Source organism: Streptomyces sp. NPDC002623, from assembly GCF_053592635.1.
Genome location: NZ_JBSFWB010000076.1, coordinates 1 through 19,738, shown reverse-complemented (window position 1 = coordinate 19,738; position 19,738 = coordinate 1). Strand labels below are relative to the sequence as shown.

The window sequence follows — 19,738 nt, the reverse complement described above, 5'->3', positions numbered from 1 at the left end:
GGCGCGGCGAGGCGGCCGCCGCGCCCGGGGCGATCACCCGCGCTCGGTCCCGGCGGCCCGGGCCACGACGTCCAGCAGGCGTCCGCCGTCCTCGCCGGCGAACCACTCGGCGTGCCCCATGCAGTACTCGTACGCCAGCCGGGTGTTCTCCGCGGACCGGGTGACGCCGTGGAAGTAGCCCAGTTCGGACAGCGCGAACTCGGCGTGCACCAGCGGCAGCAGCCCGGGGAGCGCGGCCGCCTCGGCGGGGGCGAGCGGCCGTACGCGCTGATAGCCGTCGACGAGCGCGGTCACGTCCGCCTCCCGCACCGGGTAGCCGGGCCGGAGCCATTGCACCGCGTTGCGTTCGATCGCCGTGGCCAGGTCGTGCACGGCGGTCGTGCGGTCGCTCATGCCGAAGTCCAGGACGGTGGAGACCCGGCCGTCGGCGTCCCACAGCAGGTTGGACGCGTGCCAGTCGTTGTGGGTCCACAGGGGGAGCAGCTCCGGCAGGTGCGGGGCCAGGCTCTCGTACAGGGGGACGAGCACGCGGTCCGTGTCCTCGCGCCACGGGAACTCCCGCAGCCCGTCCGCCAGTTCGGGGCGCTCCTCGACATACCGCTCCAGCGCGGCCCGCGGATCGTCCGCCGCGAACACCGTGAACGACGCCACCAGCGGCTGCACCCGGCGGCGCGGTGCGTCGAAGCCCTCCGCCGCCAGATGCAGCCGGGCCAGCGCCTCGCCCGCCGCCCTCGCGTGCGCGGCCGACCGGAAGGGCGACCACGACAGCGCGTCCCGGTACAGATCCGTGCCGACGCCGGTCGAGTGGACCTCGTACGTCCACTCGCCGCGCGCCGTCGCGTCCAGCACCTCCACCACCGGAGCGCCACGCTCCCGCAGATGGCGCAGGAACGCATGCTCCTCGGCCAGCCCGGCGGGGGTTCGTACGGTGGCGTGGTGGCGTTTCACGAACAGGCGCCGCCCGTCCCGCTCCACGACGGCCGCCGCCGACAAGGGGCGCGGGCTGCGCCACACCACCCGGGCCGGGCCGACGACCTCCGTCACCTCGGCGTCCGTGAGCGGCGCCCAGTCGGGCTCGACCGGGTCGGTGCCCATACCGTGCGCCTGATGTGAACTCACGCCGCGTTCACCGCCGTTGTGCCCCGCAGGGCCGCCAGGACCCGGCGCTCGGTCGCCGCGAACCCGGGTGCCGTGAAGTCCTCCTCGCCGCGCGGCCGGGGGAGCGGTACCTCGACGCGCTCCACGACCGTGGCGGGGCGCGGCGACAGCACATGCACGGTGTCCGCGAGCAGGACCGCCTCGCGGATGTCGTGGGTGACCAGCACGACGGTCCAGCGGTGGCGCTGCCACATGCCGGCGAGCCACAGCTGCATCTCGGTGCGGGTGAGCGAGTCCAGCGCGCCGAACGGCTCGTCCAGCAGCAGCACCGGCCGCTCCAGCACGACCGTGCGCAGCAGCGCCGCCCGCTGCCGCATACCGCCGCTGAGCTGGGAGGGGTACGCCTGCTGGAAGCCGTCCAGCCCGAAGTCCGCGAAGAGGGCGTCGGCCCGCGCCCGGGCCTCCTTCTTCCGCACCCCCTGCGCCTCCAGGCCGAGGGCGGTGTTGTCGAGGACCGTCCGCCAGGGGAACAGCAGATCCTTCTGCGGCATGTAGGCGACCTTTCCCGACGCGACCGAGGCCGGTTCGCCCTCCACCAGCACCCGTCCCGAGGTGGGGCGGTCGAGCCCCGACACCAGGTTGAACAGGGTGCTCTTGCCGGAGCCGCTCGGGCCGATCACCGCCGCGAACTCACCCGGCTCGACGGTGAGTTCGAGGCCCCGCAGGACCTCCAGCTCGCCGAAGGACCTACCCACGCCCTCGATCCGCAGCGTGCTCATCTCCCCGCCTTCCGTTCCCACGGCAGCGCCAGCCGCTGCAGCAGATACGTGGCCCCGAACAACGCGATGCTCAGCGCCGCCGTCACCCCCACCGCCGCGAACACCAGGTCCGTGCGGAACGCGGTCTTCTGCGCCTGCATATAGATCCCGAGCCCCGCCTCGGCGCCCGCGTACTCGGCGAAGACCGCGCCCACGACGGCATAGGTGATGCTCACCCGCAGCCCGGCGAAGAAGTACGGCATCGCGCTCGGCACCCGCACCAGCCGGAACGTCCGCCACCGGCCCGCGCCCAGCGAGCGCAGCAGCCGCATCGCCTCCCGGTCGGTCGCCGCGAACCCGGCGGCCAGATTGGCGGCCAGCGGGAAGAACGTCGTCAGCGTCACCACGAGCATCTTCGGCAGCAGCCCGAAGCCGAACCAGATGATCAGCAGCGGCGCCACGGCGACGATCGGGATGGTCTGCGAGGCGACGAGCAGCGGGTACAGGCCCCGGCGGGCCGCCGCCGAGAAGTCCAGCAGCACGGCGACCAGCCAGGCCGCCGCGAAGGACAGCGCGAAACCGAGCAGGGTCTCCTGGAGGGTGGGCAGGGTCTGCGCCCACAGCTCCTCGCGGTTGGCCCAGCCCTGCTCCACCACCCGGGCGGGCGACGGCAGCGTCATCGGGTCGATCCCGGCGGCGCTGACGTACAGCTGCCAGCCGCCGACCACCACGGTCAGCACCAGCAGGGGCGGCCACAACGACCGCAGCAGCGACCTCACTTGGCGGCCGGGAGGTAGTCGTCGGTGAAGAACTCGGAGGCGTCCGGGGCCTTCGGCAGCTTCCGGCCGGCTCCGTCGACCAGCAGCCCCGCCTTGTACTCGAAGTCGGCGAAGGCCTGCCAGCGCTCGGCGCTCTGCGTGCCGATGGTGCCGTCCGCGGCCTTGTAGTACTCCTTCGCCAGCAGCGCCTCGCTCTTCTTCACCAGTTCGGTGTTGGTGAGCACGCTCTTGTTCTCGGAGATCAGCAGATCGGCGGCCTTGTCGGGGTTCTCGGCGGCGTACCGGTAGCCCTTGTCGAGCGCGGCGAGGAACTTCTTCGCGACCGTCGGGTTCTTCTTCAGGTACTGGTCGGAGGACGCGACGAGCGTCGAGTAGATCGCCGGGAAGCCGTAGTCGGACAGCTGGAAGTTCTTCAGCGGCTTGCCGCTCAGTTCCGCCTCCAGGCCCTCCCAGGTCGGCATCGGCATCGCGAAGTCGGCCTTGTCCGCGTAGAGCGCCGCGTAGGCCGAGGTGTTGAGGGTGACCTGCTTGAAGTCGCCCTCGCCGCCGGCGTTCCGGATGACCGTCTGCAGCAGCGGCTTCTCGTAGGGGGCGCCGAACCCGGCGTACGTCCTGCCGTCGAGGTCCTTCGGGGAGCTGATGTCGTCGCGGCCGGCGCGCACGGCGATCGTGACGTTCGTCTTCTGCGTGACCGCGTAGACGGAGGTGATGTCGGCGCCGGCCGCCCGCGCGGTTGTCACGCCCTCCTGGTAGGAGATGCCGAAGTCGGCCTTGTGGGCGGCGATCAGCGTCTCGGGCGCGGTCGAGCCGTAGGGCACGATCTTCAGGTCGATCCCGGCGTCCTTGAACCAGCCCTTGGCCCGGGCGACGTAGATTCCGGTGTGGTTGGTGTTGGGCGTCCAGTCCAGGGCCAGGGTGACCGTGGTCGTCCCGTCCTTCGCGGCGGCCGAGGAGTCGGCGTTCGCGGAGCAGCCGGTGACGGAGAGGAGGGCGGCCGCGGCGGTCGCGGACAGCAGGGTACGGCGGCGGTGCATGACGGGGTCCTTCGTACGGAGGGGAGTTCGGCGGCGAGAGGCGGTCACGCCCGACACAGCGCGCTGTCCACCCGCTTGAAGTCGACCGCCAGACGGCGGGTCAGGAAGGTCACGCGGCCACGTCCAGCAGACCGTTGGTGAAGGACCGGTCCCAGTCCCGGTCGTGCGCGATGGCCCCGTTGTCCGCGAGCCAGTGCGCGTACGGGCCCATCCGGGACGCGTCGATGACGCCCCAACGGCCGTTCGGATCCGTCCAGGTGGGCGCGATCAGGGCGAGCGAGCGGGCGATGAGCGGACGCGGGAAGTACGGGATCACCCCTTCCAGCAGCTCCAGGGCGTGCTCCTGGTCCTGTGCGGCGGCCGCGTAGCCATGGGCCGTGACGGCCAGGAAGTCCCGTACCAGGGAAGGCCGTTCGGCAAGCAGGCGCTCGCTCGTGCCCAGCAGGTAGCTGTGGTAGCGAGGGGCGCCGATCTCGTCCACCGGCCAGGTCAGCCGTCGCTCCTCGGGCAGGTCGCCGCGCAGGGCGTCCCACGACCAGTAGTTGCCGAAGGTGGCGTCGGCCTCGCCCGCCTCGATGTCGTCCACGGTCAGCTCGCGGGCGCCCGCGTCGACGGTGATCACCGCGTCCGGGTCGCCGCCGTCGTTCGCGACCAGATGACGGACCATCGCACGGCCGCGCGGGGTCGGATTGAGGGCGATACGGCGGCCCGCGAGGTCGCGGGGCCGGGTGATGCCGGTCGAGGTCGTCGTCTGGACCGCCTCCAGACCCCGGTGGTTCACGGCCGCCACGGCGATCAGCGGCTGGCCGTGCGCCGCGCGGCGGGCGAGCAACCGGTTCGGCGGGAAGATCCCGAAGTCCACCTCGCCCCGCGCCAGGTACTCCAGCGTGTCGCCGCGCCCCGGGTCCTGCACGACCAGCTCCACGTCGAGCCCCGCCTCGGCGAACCGGCCGAGCGCACGGGACATGTACAGACCGGCTGAATTCGGCCAGGGGTGGAAATAGTCGAGCATGACCCGGATGTGCGGCATGGGGGAACTCCGAAGGCGGCGCGCGGGAGCGCGGTGAACGGCGAGATGAAGCGAGAGGAAGGGGGTGGAGGCGGGTCAGCGACAACAACAGGAGCGGCGCACCGGGGTGAAGACCACCGGAGGCTTCGGCTCGACTGCTGCGGACACATGAACTCCTACGCGGGGCGCCGGCACGGCGCGGTTGGTGCGGTCGGCGTCCCCATGGGGACCGCTCGGCGAGCGGATCCCAGACGCCCTCTCAGCCCGGTCGGGGAGGGGCTCCCGCGTAGATGGCCGAAACCATAACGGCAGCCGACGGGCACCGCGCAAGCGTGATCCGGAATGTGAGACGCCACTGCCGCTGGGCAAGACGCCCAGTTCACGGGCGTACGATCGGCCGCCATGACCACCCGCCTGCTCCCCGGACCCCCGTTCCGCGGACCCCTGCTCCCCGGACCGCTGGTCGACGACACCTGGCTCGCCGACCGTCTCGGCGACCCGCGCCTGGTGGTGCTGGACGCCACCGCGCTGCTGCCCTCGCCTCGGCACGACGGCGATCACCGCTCGGCGAGCGGCCGTGACACCTGGGCCGGGCGGCACCTCCCCGGCTCCCGCCACGCGGATCTGACCGGCGACTTCTCCGACCCGGACGCCCCCTACCACTTCGCCGTGCCGGCGCCGGCGGAACTGGCGGCCGCCCTCGCCCGGGTGGGCGTGGGGGAGGGCTGCGCGGTGGTCGCGTACGACACCGGGGGCGGGATCTGGGCGGCCCGGCTGTGGTGGATGCTGCGTGCGATCTCCGTCCCGGCGGCCGTGCTCGACGGGGGACTGGCGGCCTGGGAGGCGGCGGGGCGGCCCGTCGTCTCCGGGGAGGAGGGCGAACCGGTCGGGCCCGTCACACCCCTGACGCCGGTGCCGCGTCCCGAACTGTGGACGGACGTCCACGAAGTGGCCGCGATCAGCCGGGGGGAGCGGCCCGGGGCGCTGGTCTGCGCGTTGCCCTCCGCGGGGTACGACGGGACCGTCCCGACCCGGTACAGCCGCCGGGGGCACATCCCCGGGAGCCGCAGCCTTCCCGGGCGGGCGTTGCTGGACGCCGAGGGGCGGGTGCTGCCGGAGGGCGACCTCGCCGCCCGGGTCGGGAGTGTGCTCGGTGACGGCGACACCCCGGTCGTTCTGTACTGCGGCGGAGGGATATCGGCTGCGGGTGCGGCGCTGGCGCTCACTCTGCTGGGCCGCGAGGACGTCTCGGTCTACGACGGGTCGCTGGAGGAGTGGTCGACGGATCCGGGACGGGCGTTGGAGTCGGGCGGCTGAGGGCCCGTGCCCCTGGGGCGCTGCTCCGCCCGGCATCGTCCGGTGTGGCCGGGATGACGTCTCCCTCCCCCGAAGGTGACGTCATCCCGGCCGTTTCCCCGGCGCCGCACAGTGGTTCAGCGGGCGGTCGTGTGCTTTCTCACCAGCACATGACCGCCGTCTCGCCCGAACCCCAGCCGGAGTACAGGCGTACGCGGACGAAGTAGCGGCGGCCCCGGACGAGCCGGGCCCTGATCGTGGCGTTGCGCGGCGTGCCTCCGTCGTCGTGGCCTGCGAGGAAGCGGGGCTCGCCGTCCCGCTCCTCGAAGACCACGACCACCGAGTCGCTCTCCCCGAAGACGCCGAAGGTGTACTCGCGGGTCTCGCGCGGCTCGACGGTGAAGTCGGCCTGCTCGCCCGACCCCAGCGACAGCGGCACCGACCGGAACGGCGCCAGCGCGGGCGGCCGGGGCGCGTCGAGCGGCGGGTACCAGCCGAGGACGAACTCCTTGTCCAGCGGCGACAGCGAGCCGGGCGGATGCACACCCCCGCGGAACTGCTCGGGCTCCAGGATCAGCCCCGCCGAGAAGGGGTACTCCATCACGGACTGCGGATCCCACACCGACCCGTTGACCTCGGCCGGATCCAGCTTGCGCAGGATATTGAAGTAGGTGCGGTCCCGGCTCCAGTGGTTGGGCGGGCCCGCCAGATCGGCGTACACGGCCTCGTCGTCCCAGTGCAGGCCCGCGAACGGGCTCTGGTGCTCGTGCTGCATGCCGAGCGCGTGCCCGATCTCGTGCAGGGCCGTGGTGCGCTCCCCGGGCGCGGTCAGGTCCCACCCGAAGTTCATGGTGCGCTCGCCCCGCCCGGCCGACAGCGCGTCCCGGCCCACCGCCGACCAGGAGCCGTCACCCGCCTGGAAGCCGATGCGCAACTCGGCCTCCGAGCGGTCGCCGACCTCGGCGAAGGACACCCCGATGCCCAGCTCCCGCCACTCGCGGAAGCAGTCGCGCACGATCTCGCGCTGGTCCTCGCCGCCGACCCAGGACACCCACCGGGTCCCCGCGGACCCGGGCACCGGTATGACCGACCCGTCGGCCTCGCCGTCGAAGAAGCAGTAGTGCAGCACCGTGCCGTTGACCCACATCCGCCGCCCGCTCATCAGCGCGCCGAGCCGCTCGACGGCCAGCCCCGGGGCGAACGCGGGGGCCGACTGCCGGGCGAGCGAGCAGTAACGGGCGGTCATGGGTTCCAGGTTGCCCTGCGGCACCGCCCGGGAGCGTGAGTCGGGGGCTACTCAATTCGCCCTGTATCAGGGGTGAGTATGGCTGCTCCCATAGAGGTGACGACCTTTGAGCCCCGAGCCGGGACCCTGCGACTGCCGTGGCCGTTCACCGGCCGGGACGAGGAACTGGAGCTCGTGCGCCGCTCCTCGGCGGCGGGCCGGCCCGGCATCGCGGTCACCGGGCCGGCGGGCTGCGGCCGCACCCGCCTGGCCGCGGAGGCGGTGCGCGGCGCGGACTGCGTCAAGGTCGCCGGCACGCCCGAGACCCGCGGACTGCCCTTCGCCGCCTTCGCCCATCTGCTCCCGGAGGGCGTCACCCTCCAACGTGCCGTGCAACTCCTCTCCGGCACACGGCTGTTGCTGGTCGACGACGCCCACCTGCTGGACGACGCCTCCGCCGCGCTGCTCCATCAGCTGGCCGTACAGGGCCGCACCCGACTGCTGGTCCTCGTCACGGACGGCGCCCCCGTGCCGGACGCGGTCTCCCGGCTGTGGACCGGCGAGCTGCTGCCCCGCCTCACCCTGGAAGCCCTGCCCCGCGAGGACACCGCCCAGCTCCTCACGGCCGCCGCCGGGGGCCCCGTGGAACCGCTCACCGTCAACCGGCTGCACCGTCTGTGCCGGGGCGACCTGCGCCTCCTGCGGGACCTGCTGGACGCACTGCGCGAGCAGGAACTGCTCACCCGGGTCCCCGAGACCGACGAACGGACCTGGCGCGGCCGGGTACCGGTGACCCCGGCGCTGCGCGAACGCGCCGCCGCCGTCCTGGCCCGCACGTGCCCCGAGGAACGCGAGACCCTCGACCGCCTCGCCTTCGCCGAACCCCTGCCGCTGCCGGCGGACACCCTGGACCTGGCGATCCTCGAACGCCTGGAGGCGGAGGGCCTTCTCGACATCGACATCGACATCGACATCGACATCGACATCGACGTCGGCATTGAAGGTGAAAGCGCCGTGGACGTGGACGTGGACGACGGCACGACCGTCCGGCTCGCCCACCCCCTGCACGGGCCGGTGCTGCGCGCCGCGGCCGGCCGGCTGCGCGCGCGACGGCTCACCGGCAGCCGACGGCCCACCGCGGACGCCCTCGACGCCGAGGCGGCCGAGCTGACCCGCCGCATCGAGCGGGCCGACGTCCGTGAGACCCCCACGCCCGTGGGGGAGTGGATCCTCGCGGAGGGGGAAGCGGTACCGCCGTGGTACGCCGCCGTCCGCGCACGGTTCTCACGGCTGCGGGGAGAACTGCGCGAGGCGGCGGCCTGGGCGGGAGAGGGCCTGTCCGCGGCCCCCCACGACCCGGTCTGCCGCACCGAACTCGCCCTGGCCGCCGTGCAGTCGGGGGACACGGGTCCGCTGGTCGAGCCCCTCGCGGAACATCCCGGCACCGCCGCCTGGCCGCCCGCCGCCCGCGGAGACCTGGACGAGGCCCTGAAGACACTCGAGAACACCGACCCCGGCACCGACACCGACCGCGGCACCGACCCCGGCACGGATATCGGCACCGGCGACTGCTACACCGTCTACGACGCCGTACGCCTCGGCGCTCCCGACCGGGCCGCCCGGCTCCTCCCGTCCGACGGCGTCCTCGCCCGTCACGCCCGCGCGCTCGCCCGCTCCGACGGCCCTGCCCTGGACCTGGCGGCCGCCGAGTTGGAGCAGCGCGGGTTCCAGCTCTTCGCCGCCGAGGCGTACGCGCAGGCCGGACGCGCCCACCGGGACGCCGGCGCGGCCCGCACCGCCCGGACGCGTGCCGTCGCCCTGGCCCGGCGTTGCCAGGGGGCGCGCACCCCGGCCCTGGCGGGTCTGGTGCTGGGCGAACTCACCGCCCGTCAGCGGCAGATCGTCACCCTCGCCGCGGCCGGCCTCAGCAACCGGCAGATCGCCGAACGCCTCACCCTGTCCGTCCGCACCGTGGGCAACCACCTGCACAGCGCCTACACCCGTCTCGGCGCCGGCGACCGCGGAGCGCTCCCCTGGCTGGTAGAAGTCCCGGACGCGCAGGACGCGCAACTGGCTTGACGGGGCGGCCGGTTCAGGCCGCGCCGAACGCCGTGAACGCCCAGCCCGTCGCCTGGTGCACCGCGTCCCCCGGCAGCGCCGCCCGTGCGTCCCGCAGGGCCTCCGCCAGGGACAGTCCGGCGCTGAGGCCCTTGTGCAGGGCCAGCATCAGCGGGACGACCGCCGCGTCGTTGACGGGCGCGCTGCTCGCGACCACGCCTGCCGTGCCCAGCGGGAGCAACGCCGTGACCAGGCCGAGGAGTTCGTCCGCGCCGACCGAGGCGAGGCGGGCGGTGTCGCAGCTGGAGAGGATGATCCGGTAGGGGCTGCGGGCGAGTCGTTCGAAGTCGTGGACGATCAGCGGGCCGTCCGCCATGCGCAACGACGAGAACATCGGGCTGTCGGCGCGGAACGTGCCGTGCGCGGCGATGTGCGCCAGCGCGGCCCCGTCCAACTCCCGCAGCACGCGCGACACATGGGCCTCCTCCTGCTCCAGCACCACGGGTGCGCCGTACCGTCCGGCCACCTCCGGCACCTCCGCGCCGCCGGTCGCCAGCCCGGGTCCCCGTACCAGGACCTGCCGGCCGTCCGGGTGCGGCTCGGTCTCCCGTGCGCGCAGCCAGCCGCTCGCCGACGGCGACACGTTGACCACCCGCTCGCGCAGCGACGGCAGCAGCGCCCACGGCACCCGGTGCAGCCGGGCCGGCGGCACCACCACGAGCGGGCCCGAGCCCAGGTGCTTCGAGGCCTCGCCCAGGAGCAGTTCCTCCAGCCGGGCTCCCGCCGCCTCCACCACCGGCAGCCGGCCTTCCGCACCCGGATGGGCCAGTCGCCGCAGCCCGGCCTGGACGTGCTCGGCCTCCCGCTCCGCCTCGGCCAGCAGCCCGCCCGCGAACCGGCGCACCCGCCCGCCCCCGCACAGCAGCACCTGAACCCGCCCGTCCAGCACGGCCAGTTCGACCAGTCGCCCCGCGCCGAGCCGCTCCAGCAGCCGCCGCGCGTCGAACCGGTCCCCGCCGAACCGCTCGCCGCCCCAGGGCGTGACCCCGCGGATGTGCAGGGTCCGGGAGCGGATCTCCCGTTCCAGACGCCGCTGTTCGCGCTCCAGCGTCGGCACGGGCTTGCCGTCCATCCGGGCCGCCTCCGCGCGGGCGGCGATCACCCGGAACGCGGTCAGCCCGCTCAGCAGCGCCGGGTCGGCCGGCGGCCGGGTCGGCGGTGTGGACAGTGCCGTGGCCCGCCAGCGCTCGCTCCACGCCAGCAACTGCCGTGGCCCGCCCCGCTCCAGGCTGACCTCCTGGGCCAGTGCGGCGAGCTCGGCGCCCTGCGCGGTGGCCCGGGCCCGTAGCTCCGAGGCGCCCAGCGTCGTCCGGTGGGCGTCGAGGACGTCGAGTCCGCGCCGGCAGGCCTCCAGCACGCCGCGGTCCGAGCCGGTCGCCCGCGCCCACAGTGCCTGCGCCGCCCAGCCGGTCATCCGCGCCAGCGGGGGACCGCTGCGCCGGCTGCGCGCCGCGATCTGCAGATAGCGCTCCGCGTCCGTGCTCCAGTTCAGGCCCAGCGCGATCCGGCCGGCCAGCAGCCAGGCCTCCGGCGCGGCCGGCGCCTGGAAGGCGGCCAGCCGCTCGGCGAGCTTGGCGGCGTCCGCGACCAGCCGGCCCGAGCCGCGTCCGGTGGCCACCCGCGCCTCGATCAGCACCAGCCGCGCGTGCGTCTCCCACCAGGTGCGCCGCTGTCCGGCGAACAGCCGCTCGGCCACCGCCGCGCGCGCGATCGCCGTCCCCGGATCGCCCGCCAGCCGCGCCGCTCGCGCGGCCGTGAGGAGCAGCTCCGCCTTGCGGGTGGACTGGCCGCCGATGCCGTCCAGCACCCCGGTCGCGGCGTCCGCCTCGGCCAGCGCCTCCGGCGCGAGACCGGCCGCCATCAGCACCTCGCAGCGCCGGATGGTGAGCATGAACGTCGGGGTGCCGAGTTTGGCGTACCGCTCCTGCGCGTCGTCCAGCAGCCGCAGCGCGGCCGGGACGTCCCCCGAGTGGAACGCGGCCAGCCCGCGGCTCTCCACGGCGTCCGCCTTGTCGTGCTCCTGGCCGGTGGTGTCCCACAGCGCCTCGGCCGCGGTGAAGTCCGCCTCCGCCCGGTCCACCGCCCCGAGGGCCAGATGCACGGTGGCGCGCAGGGTGAGGGCGCGCGCCGTCCAGATGACGTCGTCCGCCTGCCGCAGCACGGGAATCGCCCGCCGGACGTCCTCCAGCGCCTCGCGGTGATGGCCGAGCACCCAGAGGGAGAAGGCCCGCCGGTAGAGCACCCGCGCACGGGTGTGGCCGCTTCCGCGTTCGACGCCCCGCTCGAAGGCGGCCAGCCCCTGCCGGGTGCGGCCCGCGTGCACCAGCGCCACACCGAGCGTGCCGAGGACGTCCGCCTCCCGCTCGGCCGAGTCCGCGCGCGCCGCGAGGTCCCGGGCGCGGCGCAGATGGTCCAGGGCGAGACGCATGTCGCCCCACTCCCGCTGCCAGATGCCGATCACCTGGTGGGCGACCGAGGCGTGCAACGGCGTCGGATCGGTGTCGAGCACTCCTTCCGCCCGCGACAACGCGTCGTTGGGGGCGGCGAACACCATCGGCAGCAGTTCGAGAACCGTGTCGTTTCCCGCTGTCACTCCACGGATGGTAGTGCTCCGCTCCGCCCTTCACACCGGTTCGGCACCGTATCCACCAGTAACAATTGGACGTCGTGTCAACGGACTCGGCGATACGGGGCGCACTCGGGGGGCGCGCGGGCGCGACCGCACCACCTGTATCAGGCGGCCGCCTCGCGGGTCTTGCTGACGACCGCCGGCTGTAGGGGAGGACATGCCATGGCACCACAGCGATTCCACGAGCAGTTCGACCAGATCCAACGCTCGCTGCCCGACGTCCCGTTGGCGATGGGGCCGGACGACTCCGCCGAGTTCATCTACGAGAAGGGCGTCGTCCTCGCACGCGACGGCGAGGAGGCCCGGGTCGTCGAGGACGCCGTCCGCTCGCACTTCACGGCGACCGACGGCCTGGTCCCGGACCATGTGCGCCGGGCGGGCCCGGGGACCAACCGCTCCGGCATCACCCGCATCCGGGTGGGGGACCCGGGTGAAGGCGGCCGCGCCGCCGACCACGCCGTCGCGGGGGCCCTGCGCGCGCTGCGGGAGACGGAGGGGCGCGCCGGCCGCCGACTGATCAGCCGCAACCACGTGGTGTCGATCGCGGTCAACGCCTGCCCCGGCGACGAGCCGGTGCCCGCCCCGCGCACCGAGCCGCCCAACCCGTCCGCGGCCGACGCGGCCCACGACCCGGCGGGCGCGGTCGGCGTGCTCGTCATCGACACCGGCCTGACGCACGACTACCGCTCCTACCCGCCGCTCGCCCACACCGAGGGCGACGCCCAGCTCAGGGAGACCGACGACGAGGGGATCCTCCAGCAGTACGTCGGCCACGGCACGTTCATCGCCGGACTCGTCGCGGCCGTCGCGCCGAACACCGACGTCACCGTGCGGGGCACCCTCAACGACGCCGGCGCGATCCTGGAGTCCGAGTTCGGCGAGAGGCTCTTCGACTCCGTCGCGGACGGCTGGCCCGACATCATCAGCCTCTCCGCCGGCACCTCCAACGGACGCGTCGACGGCCTGCTCGGCGTCGCCGCCTTCATGGAGGAACTCCGCACCCGGCACACCCTGTTGGTGGCGGCCGCCGGCAACAACGCCAGCGCCGCGCCCTTCTGGCCCGCCGCCTACGCCGCCCTGCCCGGCCACGCCGACGCGGTGCTGTCGGTGGGCGCGCTGCGCACCGACGGCGAGTTCGGCGCCTGCTTCAGCAACCACGGCGCATGGGTGCGGGTCTACGCCCCCGGCGAGCGCCTCACCAGCGCCCTCACCGGCTTCGGCACACCCGTCCCCTACGTCTACCAGCACTCCACCTACGAGGCCTGCCGCTACGGCTTCACCTACGACTGCACCTGCCGATCCCCGCGCCACACCGGCGTGTTGAGCGAGGCGCAGCAGGTCAGCCCGGGCAAGCCGGACCAGGTGATGTTCGAGGGACTGGCGTCCTGGAGCGGGACGTCCTTCGCGACTCCCCTGGTGGCCGGGCTCGTCGCCGCCCACATGAGCGCGAACCGGATGACCGACCCACGGGCCGCCGCCGCCCAACTGCTCGCCGGGAACACCGAGTTCGCCGAGGTGCGGGGTGCGCATGTGCCGGCCCTGCTTCCGCCCACCTGGCGCCCGGCCCCGGCAGGTCCGCAGTGAGGGCCGCATGAGGTCCGAGACAGGCCCCGCCACGGCGTACGATGACAGGCCGTACACGAGGGGTGGGGCCGTGGACCGTAGTGATGTCGGCGCGCTCGTCCAGTCCGCCGTCGACGGTGACACGGCGGCCTGGAAAGCGCTGGTGGACGGGCTGAGCCCACTGGTGTGGTCGGTCGTGCGGGCACACCGGCTCTCGGAGGCCGACGGGCACGAGGTGTACCAGACCGTCTGGTTCCGCTTCGCCCAGCATCTGGGCCGGATCCGGGAGCCGCACAAGGCGGGTTCCTGGCTCGCGAGCACCGCACGCAACGAGTGCCTGAAAGTGATCAAGGGCCTGCGGCGACTGACCCCTACGGACGATCCCCTGCTGCTCGACCGGGCCAGCGAGGACCGCACCCCGGAGCAGTCGGTGCTGGACTCGGAGGAGGCGGCCGCGCAGAGCGAGCGGGTCCGCTTCCTCTGGCAGGAGTTCGAGGCCCTCGGCGACCGCTGCCGACAACTGCTGCGGGTGCTGATCGCCTCGCCGCCGCCCAGTTACCAGGAGGTGTCGGCCGCCCTGGGCATCGCCGTCGGCAGCATCGGACCGATGCGCCAGCGATGCCTGCGCCGCCTGCGCGCCCGACTCGACGCACGGGGAGCACTGTGAGCGACATGAACGACATCCATGACATGAGCGACGGCGAGCCGGACGACTTCTTCGGCGACGTCCCTTTCGTCGACGAGGAGTTCGACCACGACCGGATGGAGGAGGAACTGCGCGAGGCCACCGCCATCCTGGACCCGGTCCCCGCGGAGCTCCGGCGGCTCGCCATCGAGGCCTACGCGCTGCACGACCTGGACGCGCGGATCGCCGAGCTGACCTTCGACTCGCTGGTCGACGCCATCCCGGTGCGCGGAGCGGTGGACGTGCCGCGGATGCTGACGTTCCACACCGGCGGGCTGACGGTCGACGTCGAGGTCACCGAGGAGGGGCTGATGGGGCAGTTGCTGCCGCCCCAGTCGGCCTCGATCGAGGTCCTGCACGGCCCCCGCGCGGGCGCCGCGCTCACCGCCGACGACATGGGCCGCTTCGCCTGCGACGCACCGCCCACCGGCCCCTTCGCGCTGCGGCTGCGCACCGGCGGGGAGGTGGTCGTGACGGAGTGGCTGCGCGCCTGAGAGCCTGTGTCATAGCCCCGGCCGCTCAGGAGACGGCGTCCGCCAGGGCCGCCAGGGCCGAGGCCAGTCGGGTCAGCCCCGGCCCGGCCGGTCCGCCCGGCTCGCTCATGTAGGTGTCCCGCCGGATCTCCACCATCAGCGCGCTCACCCGCGGCTCCTTCCCGTAGTGCTCCAGCGGTACGTACGTCCCCGCGAACGGGCTGTCGAGCCCGGTCTCCCCGACCTCCGCGAACGCCGTCCGCGCGGCGGCGAGCAGCTCGGGCGGGGTGTGGAAGGCGTCGGTGCCCAGACAGACCGGCGGCCGCGGGCCCGCGCCGTGGAGTTCGTAGGGCAGCGGCTCGGACGGGTAGGAGTGCACGTCGATCACGACGGCCCGGCCGACGGCCGCGAGGCGCTCGGCGACGGCGTCGGTCACGGCCTGCGCGTACGGCCGGAAGTAGCGGGCGAGGAGCGGCTCGGCCCCGGTGTCCGCGTCGGCGCCCTCCGGCCGCAGCGGCTCCCGGTGCGTGGTCCGGGTGTACACGGCGCCCATGCCGACGGCCCGCATCTCCTCCCGCTCGTCCGGGAACCGCTCCGGATCGACGACCAGCCGCGACAGCCGGTTGACGAACCGCCAGGGCGTCACGCCCGCCCGCCGGGCCGCCTCCTCGGCGATCTCCGCGGTGTGCGAGTCGGTGATGTGGTCCAGCTCCCGCTCCAGCGCGCCGTCGTCCAGGACGATGCCCGCGCGCACCTCGGCCGGTATCGCCCGCGAGGAGTGCGGCACATGGAGGATCACCGGCGAGGCGGCGGCGCCGGGCAGGAACGCGAAGGGCGGTGCGGCAGGGGTCATCGGGCTGCTCCCGGCGTTGACGGTCGTAGGGGGGGGAGGGACCCCCCGGACGGGACGGAGGAACAGACCTGCGCCCCGGCCGGGCGGGTGCCGGTCGGGGCGCAGGCGGGTGCGTCAGCGGGTCGGTGCGTCAGCGGGTCAGTTCAGGGTGGCCAGGGCCTCGTTCCAGGTGGTGGACGGGCGCATGACGGCCGCCGCCTTGGCCGGGTCGGGCTGGTAGTAGCCGCCGATGTCGGCCGGCTTGCCCTGGACGGCGTTCAGCTCGTCGACGATGGTCTGCTCGTTCGCGGCCAGCGTCTCGGCGAGGGACGCGAACGCCTTCGCCAGGTCGGCGTCGTCGGTCTGCGCGGCGAGCTCCTGGGCCCAGTACAGGGACAGGTAGAAGTGGCTGCCGCGGTTGTCGATGCCGCCGACGCGACGGGTCGGGGACTTGTCCTCGTCGAGGAAGGTCGCCGTGGCGCGGTCGAGGGTGTCGGCGAGGACCTTGGCGCGGGTGTTGCCGGTGGCCGTCGCGCACTGCTCCAGGGACGGGACCAGCGCGAAGAACTCACCGAGGGAGTCCCAGCGCAGGTAGTTCTCCTTGACCAGCTGCTGGACGTGCTTCGGGGCGGAGCCGCCCGCGCCCGTCTCGAACAGGCCGCCGCCCGCCATCAGCGGGACGACCGACAGCATCTTGGCGCTGGTGCCCAGCTCCAGGATGGGGAAGAGGTCGGTGAGGTAGTCGCGCAGCACGTTGCCGGTGACGGAGATCGTGTCCTCGCCGCGGCGGATGCGCTCCACCGACAGCTTGGTCGCCTCGACCGGGGCGAGGATGCGGATGTCCAGGCCCTCGGTGTCGTGCTCCGGCAGGTACGCCTCGACCTTCTTGATCAGCTGGGCGTCGTGCGCGCGGGTCTCGTCGAGCCAGAACACCGCCGGGCTGCCGGTGGCGCGGGCACGCGTGACGGCCAGCTTCACCCAGTCCCTGATCGGCGCGTCCTTGGTCTGGCAGGCGCGGAAGATGTCGCCGACGGCGACCGTCTGCTCGATCACCGTGTTGCCGGCCTGGTCCACGAGGCGGACCGTGCCCGCGACCGGGATCTCGAACGTCTTGTCGTGGCTGCCGTACTCCTCGGCCTTCTGCGCCATCAGACCGACGTTCGGGACCGAGCCCATGGTGGCCGGGTCGAGGGCGCCGTGGGCGCGGCAGTCGTCGATCACGGCCTGGTAGACGCCGGAGTAGGACGAGTCCGGCAGCACGGCGAGGGTGTCGGCCTCCTGGCCGTCCGGGCCCCACATGTGACCGGAGGTGCGGATCATCGCCGGCATCGAGGCGTCGACGATGACGTCCGACGGCACGTGCAGGTTGGTGATGCCCTTGTCGGAGTCGACCATCGCCAGGGCCGGGCCCTCGGCGAGCTCGGCGTCGAAGGAGGTCTTGATCGCGTCGCCCTCGGGCAGGGACGCCAGGCCCTTGAGGATGCCGCCGAGGCCGTCGTTGGGGGAGAGGCCGGCGGCCGCGAGGGTCGCGCCGTGCTGCTCGAAGGTCTTCGGGAAGAACGCGCGGACCACGTGACCGAAGATGATCGGGTCGGAGACCTTCATCATCGTGGCCTTGAGGTGCACCGAGAACAGCACGTCCTCGGCCTTGGCGCGGGCGATCTGCGCGGTGAGGAACTCACGCAGCTCGGCCACGTGCAGCACGGACGCGTCGACGACCTCGTCCTTCAGGACCGGTACGGACTCGCGCAGCACGGTGGTGGTGCCGTCCTCGGCGACCAGCTCGATCCGCAGCGAGCCCGCCTCGGAGATCACGGCGGACTTCTCGGTGGAGCGGAAGTCGTTCTCGCCCATGGTCGCGACGTCGGTCTTCGACTCGCCGGACCAGGCGCCCATGCGGTGCGGGTGGGTCTTGGCGTAGTTCTTGACCGACGCGGGGGCGCGGCGGTCGGAGTTGCCCTCGCGCAGGACCGGGTTCACGGCGGAGCCCTTGACCTTGTCGTAGCGGGCCTGGACGTCCCGCTCCTCGTCGGTCTTCGGGTCGTCCGGGTAGGCCGGCAGCGCGTAGCCCTGGGCCTGCAGCTCGGCGACCGCGGCCTTGAGCTGCGGGATCGACGCCGAGATGTTCGGCAGCTTGATGATGTTGGCCTCGGGCGTCTTGGCCAGCTCGCCGAGCTCGCTCAGCGCGTCCGGGATGCGCTGGTCCTCGGTCAGGTACTCCGGGAACACCGCGATGATGCGCCCGGCCAGCGAGATGTCCCGCGTGGTCACGGCGACACCCGCCTGCGAGGCGTACGCCTGGACCACCGGCAGGAAGGAATACGTCGCCAGGGCCGGGGCCTCGTCAGTGTGCGTATAGATGATGGTCGAGTCAGTCACCGGGTGCTCCGCTCCACGTCTGCAACATTGCTCGACATCAAGATATCTCGTGAACGGGATCGGCTCGACAGGGGTCTCCCCGCGGGCCGGCGGGTCCGGTGCAACCGAACCGTCCGTTCCGGTGGTCATACAGGGCGATCGTCGATTCATCCGACGGCCGGACCGACCACCCGGCCGTCCCAGCGAAAGCGGACCAGCGGATCATGAGATATCGCAGCAGAGTGACGGCCCCGGCGGCCGCCCTGATCGGCACGGCGGCAGTCCTGGCCGGGGGGAACACGGCCCACGCGGACACGGCGGACACGGCGGCCGCCAAGGGCGGGGGCGGCGTCCCCGCCCCCGAGACCCTCGGCGACCCCGTCTTCCCCGCCCTCGGCAACGACGGCTATCGCGTCGCCTCCTACCACCTCGACTTCTCCTACGACGCCACGACCACCCTCGTCGACGCCGAGGCGACCCTGGAACTGCGCACGACCGAGGCCCTCACCCGGCTCTCGCTCGACGCCCTGGGCCTGGACATACACACGGTCCGTGTCGACGGCCGCGACGCCGCCTTCGAGCAGGTGGGCGAGAAGCTGCGGATCACGCCCGCCCGGCCGCTGTCCGCCCGGGCCCGGGTCACCGTGTGCGTGACCTACACGGCGGACCCGCGCCGCCTGCCCCTCCCGCACACCGCGTGGGTGCCCACCCCGGACGGGTTCGCGATCTGTCCCCAGCCGGACGCCGCGCACACCGTGTTCCCCTGCAACGACCACCCGTCGGACAAGGCGGACTTCACCTTCCGGATCACCGTCCCGGCGGGCCTGCGGGGCGTCGCGAACGGCTCGCTCGTGCGCACCGAGCACCTGGCCGGCGACCGGACCGCGTACAGCTACCGCTCGCGCCGGCCGATCGCCACCGAGCTGGTGCAGATCACGGTCGGCGACTACGTGGTGAAGCAGCGGCAGGGGCCGCACGGACTGCCGCTGCGCGACGTCGTCCCGACCGCCCGGGCCGAGGCCCTGGAACCGGCCCTCGCCCTCACCCCGGGCCTGGTCGAGTGGATCGAGGCACGGCTGGGCGCGTACCCGTTCGAGACGTACGGGCTGCTGCCCTGCAACACCGACGACCCGAAGGCCTTCGACTTCACCGGCCTGGAGACCCAGACCCTCACCCTCTACAAGCCGAACTACCTGCTCCAGGCGGAGCCCAAGATCGGCTCGCACATGATGCACGAGCTGGTCCACTCCTACTTCGGCAACAGCGTCAGCCCCGCCACCTGGGCCGACCTGTGGCTCAACGAGGGCCACGCCGACTTCTACGGGCTGCTCTACCGCTACGAGCGCGGCTGGACCGACTCGCTCGGCTACAGCACGTTCGAGGACCGGATGAAGTACACGTACGCCCTAGGCGACCAGTGGCGGCACACCTCCGGCCCCGTCGCCGCCCCGAACGCGGTCAACCTCTTCGACAACCAGCGCTACACGGGCGGCGTCCTCGTCCTGTACGCGCTGCGCCAACTCATCGGCGAGGACGCCTTCCACAGGGTCGAGCGGACCTTCCTGGCCCGCCACCGCGACTCCTCGGCGTCGACGGACGACTACATCGCCGTCGCCTCGCACACCTGCGGACAGGACGTGTCCGGCTTCCTGCGGGACTGGCTGTACGGCACCACCACACCGCGCATGCCCGGCCACCCGGACTGGACGGTCACCCCGGTGCCGCCGTCCCTCGCCGTCCCGCGTCAGCGGACGGGCGCCCGCCCGCACGACAACTCGGCGACGCTCTAGTAGTGCCTGGTCAGGTTGATATGGGGTCTGGCGTGGTGCGGTGGCAGGTCGGGCAGGCGCCGGTCCAGACCGCGAGGAGTGTCTGCAGCTC

15 protein-coding genes are annotated in these 19,738 nt (G+C 73.3%); 6 read left to right on the top strand and 9 right to left on the bottom strand.

Annotated features, from left to right (window positions below; all coding sequences use genetic code 11):
• Positions 1–33 precede the first annotated feature (33 nt).
• The 5 genes from ACWD4O_RS47770 to ACWD4O_RS47750 form a co-directional block, all read right to left on the bottom strand.
• Positions 34–1,119, bottom strand: coding sequence for a phosphotransferase enzyme family protein (locus ACWD4O_RS47770; protein ID WP_451289408.1), 1,086 nt, complete (start codon positions 1,117–1,119; stop codon positions 34–36).
• The gene (locus ACWD4O_RS47765) at positions 1,116–1,877 is read right to left on the bottom strand and encodes an ABC transporter ATP-binding protein (RefSeq protein ID WP_451289407.1); all 762 of its coding nucleotides are present in this window, start codon (positions 1,875–1,877) and stop codon (positions 1,116–1,118) included. The genes ACWD4O_RS47770 and ACWD4O_RS47765 overlap by 4 nt, the downstream gene beginning before the upstream one ends.
• Entirely contained in the window at positions 1,874–2,635 is a 762-nt protein-coding gene (locus ACWD4O_RS47760; RefSeq protein WP_451289406.1) for an ABC transporter permease, read from the bottom strand. The genes ACWD4O_RS47765 and ACWD4O_RS47760 overlap by 4 nt, the downstream gene beginning before the upstream one ends.
• The gene (locus tag ACWD4O_RS47755; protein ID WP_451289405.1) at positions 2,632–3,669 is read right to left on the bottom strand and encodes an ABC transporter substrate-binding protein; all 1,038 of its coding nucleotides are present in this window, start codon (positions 3,667–3,669) and stop codon (positions 2,632–2,634) included. Before ACWD4O_RS47755 ends, ACWD4O_RS47760 begins: the two co-directional genes overlap by 4 nt.
• Positions 3,670–3,778: 109 nt before the next feature.
• Positions 3,779–4,699, bottom strand: a complete 921-nt coding sequence (locus ACWD4O_RS47750) for an ABC transporter substrate-binding protein (RefSeq protein WP_451289404.1) — start codon at positions 4,697–4,699, stop codon at positions 3,779–3,781.
• A 381-nt stretch (positions 4,700–5,080) separates the two neighbouring features.
• On the opposite strand from ACWD4O_RS47750, the gene ACWD4O_RS47745 reads away from it, so the two are divergent.
• A complete protein-coding gene (locus ACWD4O_RS47745; RefSeq protein ID WP_451289402.1) occupies positions 5,081–5,995 on the top strand; it encodes a sulfurtransferase in 915 nt (304 codons plus the stop codon).
• 139 nt (positions 5,996–6,134) lie between these two features.
• Here ACWD4O_RS47745 and absR1 read toward each other — a convergent pair whose 3' ends face one another.
• Positions 6,135–7,220 (bottom strand): beta-glucuronidase AbsR1, encoded by a 1,086-nt coding sequence (absR1, locus tag ACWD4O_RS47740; protein WP_451289401.1) that lies wholly within the window; start codon positions 7,218–7,220, stop codon positions 6,135–6,137.
• Between the two features lie 78 nt (positions 7,221–7,298).
• Here absR1 and ACWD4O_RS47735 point away from each other — a divergent pair, with 78 nt between their 5' ends.
• Positions 7,299–9,278, top strand: coding sequence for a LuxR C-terminal-related transcriptional regulator (locus ACWD4O_RS47735; RefSeq protein WP_451289400.1), 1,980 nt, complete (start codon positions 7,299–7,301; stop codon positions 9,276–9,278).
• Positions 9,279–9,291: 13 nt separating this feature from the next.
• Here the strand turns inward: ACWD4O_RS47735 and ACWD4O_RS47730 are convergent, their stop codons facing one another.
• On the bottom strand, positions 9,292–11,871 hold the full coding sequence (locus tag ACWD4O_RS47730) for a CHAT domain-containing protein (protein ID WP_451289410.1): 2,580 nt from the start codon (positions 11,869–11,871) through the stop codon (positions 9,292–9,294).
• Positions 11,872–12,108: 237 nt separating this feature from the next.
• Here ACWD4O_RS47730 and ACWD4O_RS47725 point away from each other — a divergent pair, with 237 nt between their 5' ends.
• From ACWD4O_RS47725 to ACWD4O_RS47715, 3 genes are all read left to right on the top strand, one after another.
• Positions 12,109–13,530, top strand: coding sequence for a S8/S53 family peptidase (locus ACWD4O_RS47725; protein WP_451289399.1), 1,422 nt, complete (start codon positions 12,109–12,111; stop codon positions 13,528–13,530).
• A 70-nt stretch (positions 13,531–13,600) separates the two neighbouring features.
• Positions 13,601–14,176, top strand: coding sequence for an RNA polymerase sigma factor (locus ACWD4O_RS47720; RefSeq protein WP_398426255.1), 576 nt, complete (start codon positions 13,601–13,603; stop codon positions 14,174–14,176).
• A gap of 23 nt (positions 14,177–14,199) precedes the next feature.
• Complete coding sequence (locus ACWD4O_RS47715) at positions 14,200–14,688, top strand: hypothetical protein (RefSeq protein WP_451289409.1); 489 nt, start codon at positions 14,200–14,202, stop codon at positions 14,686–14,688.
• Positions 14,689–14,713: 25 nt separating this feature from the next.
• On the opposite strand, the gene ACWD4O_RS47710 is transcribed toward ACWD4O_RS47715, so the two are convergent.
• Positions 14,714–15,520, bottom strand: a complete 807-nt coding sequence (locus ACWD4O_RS47710; protein WP_451289398.1) for an N-formylglutamate amidohydrolase — start codon at positions 15,518–15,520, stop codon at positions 14,714–14,716.
• Positions 15,521–15,658: 138 nt separating this feature from the next.
• Complete coding sequence (locus tag ACWD4O_RS47705; protein ID WP_451289397.1) at positions 15,659–17,878, bottom strand: NADP-dependent isocitrate dehydrogenase; 2,220 nt, start codon at positions 17,876–17,878, stop codon at positions 15,659–15,661.
• 203 nt (positions 17,879–18,081) lie between these two features.
• Between ACWD4O_RS47705 and ACWD4O_RS47700 the strand changes: the two genes are divergently transcribed.
• Entirely contained in the window at positions 18,082–19,647 is a 1,566-nt protein-coding gene (locus ACWD4O_RS47700; RefSeq protein ID WP_451289396.1) for a M1 family metallopeptidase, read from the top strand.
• Positions 19,648–19,738 lie beyond the last annotated feature (91 nt).